Source organism: Stenotrophomonas sp. 05L44_2, assembly GCF_056665995.1.
In genome coordinates, this window is sequence record NZ_JBFTNR010000374.1 from 1 (window position 1) to 4,129 (window position 4,129).

Consider the following 4,129-nt stretch of genomic DNA (forward strand, 5'->3'; position numbering starts at 1 on the left):
GCATTTCCGAGCCCTGGTCGGTCACGAACAGGCGCTTGCCGGCCGGGTCCAGCGCGATGTTCATCGGCTGCTCGGCGGCGATCTTGTGCTGGGCTTCCACCTTGTTGGAGTCGGTGCCGACCACCACCAGATCGGCCAGCAGATTGCTGGTGTACACGCGCTTGTTGGCGGCATCCAGCGCCAGGCCCGGCGCCTTGGCATTACCCAGGCCCGGAATGGTGTTGATCACCTTCAGGGTGTTGGTATCGATCACGAACAGCACGCTGCTCACATCCGGCTGGCTGCTGTGGCCGGTCACGTACAGGCGGTTGGCGGCGCTGTCGACCACCAGCTCGCGCAGGTCGTGGGTGTAGGCGGCCTTGCCGTCCTTGCCGGTCTTCTTCTCCATCAGCTGCACGGTGCCGATGGCCTTGTTCTGCGCGGTGTCGACCACGGTCACCGACAGGTCCACGGTGTTACCCACGTACAAGCGGTCGTGGGCGTCATCCAGCACCACGCCGAACGCCTTGCGCTCCAGCGGGATGCGGGTTTCCACGGCCAACGTGGTCGGGTTCAGGCGCAGCACCTGGGCCGGGCCGGCGTTGTCACCGAAGCCACCGGACGAGGCAACGAACACGGCGTTCTGCTTGGGGCTGTAAGCCAGCTCGTACAGGCCCTGGGCGATGCCCTGGCGCTGCACGGCGGTGGCGGGGCTGGTGGCAGCGGCGGCTTCAGCGGCGAAGGCAGTCGGAGCACCGAGGCTCAGCGACACGGCGACGGCCAGTGCGGCCGAACGGAAAAGGGAATTGCGGATCATGCGAGCGTCCTTCAATGGGCACGGAGGGTGTCCTGGCTCGCGGGGCCGTTCTTCGACGGCCCGGCCCTGCATCTGTCTGCGCGGGGTGGGCTGGCTGGGTAGCGCGGGAATGGTAGCAGGTGGGGGCCGTGGCGTCCGCCTGCGGATGCAGGGCGGACGCGCTGTTCGGTGTTGGGCGCCTACGCCATGCGCGGGGCGTGGGTCTGGGCCATCTGCTGCTCTTCCTGTTGACGCTGGGCATCCCGCTGCGGCTGTGCCTGCGCCAATTGCTCGATGCGCTCGAACGAGGCTGCCACCGGCGTCTGCGCGGCGACGTCTGCCGGCAGACTGGCGCGCTGATGCGCCGGGTCGCTGCGATCGCCCTGCACGATGAAGAGGTTGGGGGCGGCATCGCCACGGCGCTCGCCGAGCAGCACATCGTCTACGCGCGTGAACTGCTGCTCCTTGGAGAGCGCCAGAAGGCTGGCGCTGACGTTGCCGTTCTGGGCGCCGAAGGCATTCATGGCAACCACGCGCTGGTGGATCTGATTCAGTCGGGGATTGTCGGCGTGGTTGGGGTCGCCCGGCGTACCGGTCCAGGCCAGTGCATCCGCGCGGGCTGGGTCACTGGCGTCCGTGGACCACCGCTGTATCGCATTGGTCTGCACGGGCATCGGCTTCCATTCTTCCCGATCCAGCTCGCTGCCTTTCACTTGTGGCCGGATGCTCTGCACCGGTCCGATGTTGTCCAGCACCTTCAACGTACCTTCGTACGTCTTGAACTCACCGAAAATGGTGTTGCCGTGAATACCGGCGTGGTTCAAGGCGCCCCATGCGAAGTCCACGCAAGAGTTGGAGGCAAGGTTGTAGTTCTTTGCATCGAAGCCGTGCTTCGCGGGATCTTTCGCGAACTCGATGATCTTGTTGTACTGCTCGTTGCTGATCTCGATCGTTCGCTGGTAGCGGGGGTCCTGGTAGACCCTCACATCATTGGCGTCCACCAAGCCGTGACTGCTGCCATCCGGCTCGATCTTGCGGGTAAAGCCAAAACTCAGCGGGTCTGCCTTCTCGCCGACCCGGTTGAGGGACAGATACATATGGCCGACATCGGAGTCTTCCAGATCAATCCACTCACCGCCCCGCATGCCGCGGCGGGGCGTGCCCGGCGCCGCAAGATGTATGGTGACGGTGTAACGCTCTGCTGCATCCTGCATGATTTACTTTCCTAGCGAGTAATACGCGGCGATGAACTCGACCTGCATCCCCTCGAACTCAGGGCGATCTTCGACAATATCAACGGTAACGCGATACCGACCCGGATCAATCAAACCTGCATCGGCGATCTGCAGAACCTCATAGAACATATCCTCCGACTGGAGCCCGGCCTGCACCAAGGGATAGGCGTCCACGCTGTCTTGAAACAAACGTTCGACGCGGCCATCCTGAGGAAGCCTTTGCCAGCCGCGGCCATCATCGGACGACCTTGAAAGCGGTATGGGCGACGGCTTTGCCATGTCCACGCGCTCCAAGTGAATACGCGTCTGAAACTCCGCGCGCCTGAGGCGTTCAGCAGCTTCCGATACAGCCTTCTGCTCAGCCCCCTGCATTCTCAACCCGAGCTTCAGCCAGGACATCTGCGGGTYGACCACCGCCGGCGCCTCAAAGGTGACATCCACGATGCGCCCCGCCTTGTCCAACCTCACGCCTCGCGTGAATGGCACCACGGTACGTGCGTCGGCCTCGGCTCGGGTCAACAGCTTCGGGGCTTCAGGTGACGAAGTACTGCCGCAGCCCACCAGCAAGGCGAGTACCACCGACGCAACAACTGCACGCACCGCCCGCATCACTGCTCCTTCAGCCGTAGCGAATCCGCCACATCGGTCTGTGCCGCCACCTCCGTAGCGATGCTCGCGCGGCGGTGCCCCGGGTCATCGCGATCACCCTGCACGATGAAGATGCTCTCGGCCTCGTGGCTGCTCTTGGTAGGCCGGCTGAGCAGCACGTGGTCCACGCGGGACAGGTTGTTCTGCTTGGCCAGCACCAGCAGGCTGGCGCTGATGCGCTGGCTGGTGTCGTCGAAGGTGCGCCCGTGTGCAGCGTCCAGCTCGGCCACCTTCTGGATCAGCTGCGCGAACAGCCGGTGGTCCGGGTGCGAGGGGTCCAGCAGCGTGCCGGCCACTTCCATCGGGCTGGGCGGCGGCTCGTCGCTCGGGCGACCGCCTTCGCGGTGCAGCTCGGCCTCGCGTTCGGGCATCGGGTGGTGCTGTTCGCCATTCAGCTCGCTGGCCGGGAACGGCGCCGCAATGCACTGGATTTCCGGCAGGTTGAACAGCACCGCAAACTCGCCCAGGTTGCTGCCGCCGTCCAGCGGTGCCGGCTGCGAATGCAGGCCAGCATAGTGCAGCGCGGCCCAGACGAAATCGCTGCAGCGGTTGATGGTGGCCGGGCGATCGACATCGAAGCCGAACTCGGCCGGCTCCTCGGCGAAATCGCGCAGGCAGCCGTAGTGCTCCTCGCTGATTTCCAGGGTGCGGCTGTAATACGGGTCGCGGTGCTCGTCGGCGTCGTCGTGTACGACCTCGGCGTACTGCACACCGGCAGCGGCCTCATCGGGTGGCAGGCGCGGCGGTGCGAAGCCGTAGCTGTGTGCTTCTTCGCCTGTCGCGGCCTGGAAATACATGTGCCCGCGCGGTGAGCTGCCGCCGCTGTTCAGCGGGGTGCCGGGCGCGGCCAGAAAGAGGGTTACCGTGTAGCGTGTTGCTTGCTCCATGCCTGCTCAGCCTTGTTGGGTACTGCGGTCCTGGCCGGATGATCGCATAGGTGGGTTCACGGGCAGGTGGACGCGACTCGGGTGGCGGAATCGGCTTGCTGAATGTGTGAACCAGGGAGCAGTACGGAGGCCTTTAGGACCGGAGCCTATAGAGCAGCCAGGATGAGGTCCGTATAGTCCGCAAAAGGACGCGGTGGAATCCTTGGATCCCATCGCCTGCAACCGGACTCCATTGAAGGATCAATCATGCCGCTGGAATTTGAGCGTCAGCCAGGCTCCGCAGTCGATCGCCATACCGGCGTGACCATCACGGCACCACGCATCCTGCCAGCGAGCCCCCCCGAAGATCCGAGCCACACCGAGTACCAGTATCTCTTCTATCTCAATGGCCAGAGAGTTGACGGACTGGGGCTTTTTGGATGCGACGAGGTGGTTGAGACACAGAATGGCCGGGAACGCGTCTTTACCCTGGATCTGGGCCGCGACTGGGTCCTGAAGTCCGTCCTCGGCTTCAAGCAGACGTTGAATAATCAGGACAGTGACTTCGCCTTCCTATGCTCAGTCGCGCAGGGGCTGGTACTGGC

At 64.2% G+C, this 4,129-nt stretch carries 5 protein-coding genes; 1 reads left to right on the forward strand and 4 read right to left on the reverse strand.

Annotated elements, in window-relative coordinates:
* From AC1VAN_RS13745 to AC1VAN_RS13760, 4 genes are all read right to left on the reverse strand, one after another.
* On the reverse strand, positions 1-796 hold a 796-nt coding region (locus tag AC1VAN_RS13745; protein WP_480985994.1), incomplete at its 3' end, for a YncE family protein.
* A 179-nt stretch (positions 797-975) separates the two neighbouring features.
* On the reverse strand, positions 976-1,989 hold the full coding sequence (locus AC1VAN_RS13750) for an XVIPCD domain-containing protein (protein WP_442251595.1): 1,014 nt from the start codon (positions 1,987-1,989) through the stop codon (positions 976-978).
* Positions 1,990-1,992: 3 nt separating this feature from the next.
* Positions 1,993-2,619 carry a hypothetical protein gene (locus tag AC1VAN_RS13755; protein WP_480985995.1) on the reverse strand — a complete coding sequence of 209 codons (627 nt, stop codon included), beginning with the start codon at positions 2,617-2,619 and terminating at the stop codon, positions 1,993-1,995.
* A complete protein-coding gene (locus AC1VAN_RS13760; protein WP_442251593.1) occupies positions 2,619-3,545 on the reverse strand; it encodes an XVIPCD domain-containing protein in 927 nt (308 codons plus the stop codon). The genes AC1VAN_RS13755 and AC1VAN_RS13760 overlap by 1 nt, the downstream gene beginning before the upstream one ends.
* A gap of 246 nt (positions 3,546-3,791) precedes the next feature.
* Here AC1VAN_RS13760 and AC1VAN_RS13765 point away from each other — a divergent pair.
* The coding region (locus AC1VAN_RS13765) for a hypothetical protein (protein WP_480985996.1) at positions 3,792-4,129 on the forward strand (338 nt) is incomplete at its 3' end.

What these genes read in the sequence shown, in the direction of transcription:
- AC1VAN_RS13760 (WP_442251593.1), bottom strand. Translation starts at nt 3,545, where the DNA reads ATGGAGCAAGCAACACGCTACACGGTAACCCTCTTTCTGGCCGCGCCC.
- AC1VAN_RS13750 (WP_442251595.1), bottom strand. Translation starts at nt 1,989, where the DNA reads ATGCAGGATGCAGCAGAGCGTTACACCGTCACCATACATCTTGCGGCG.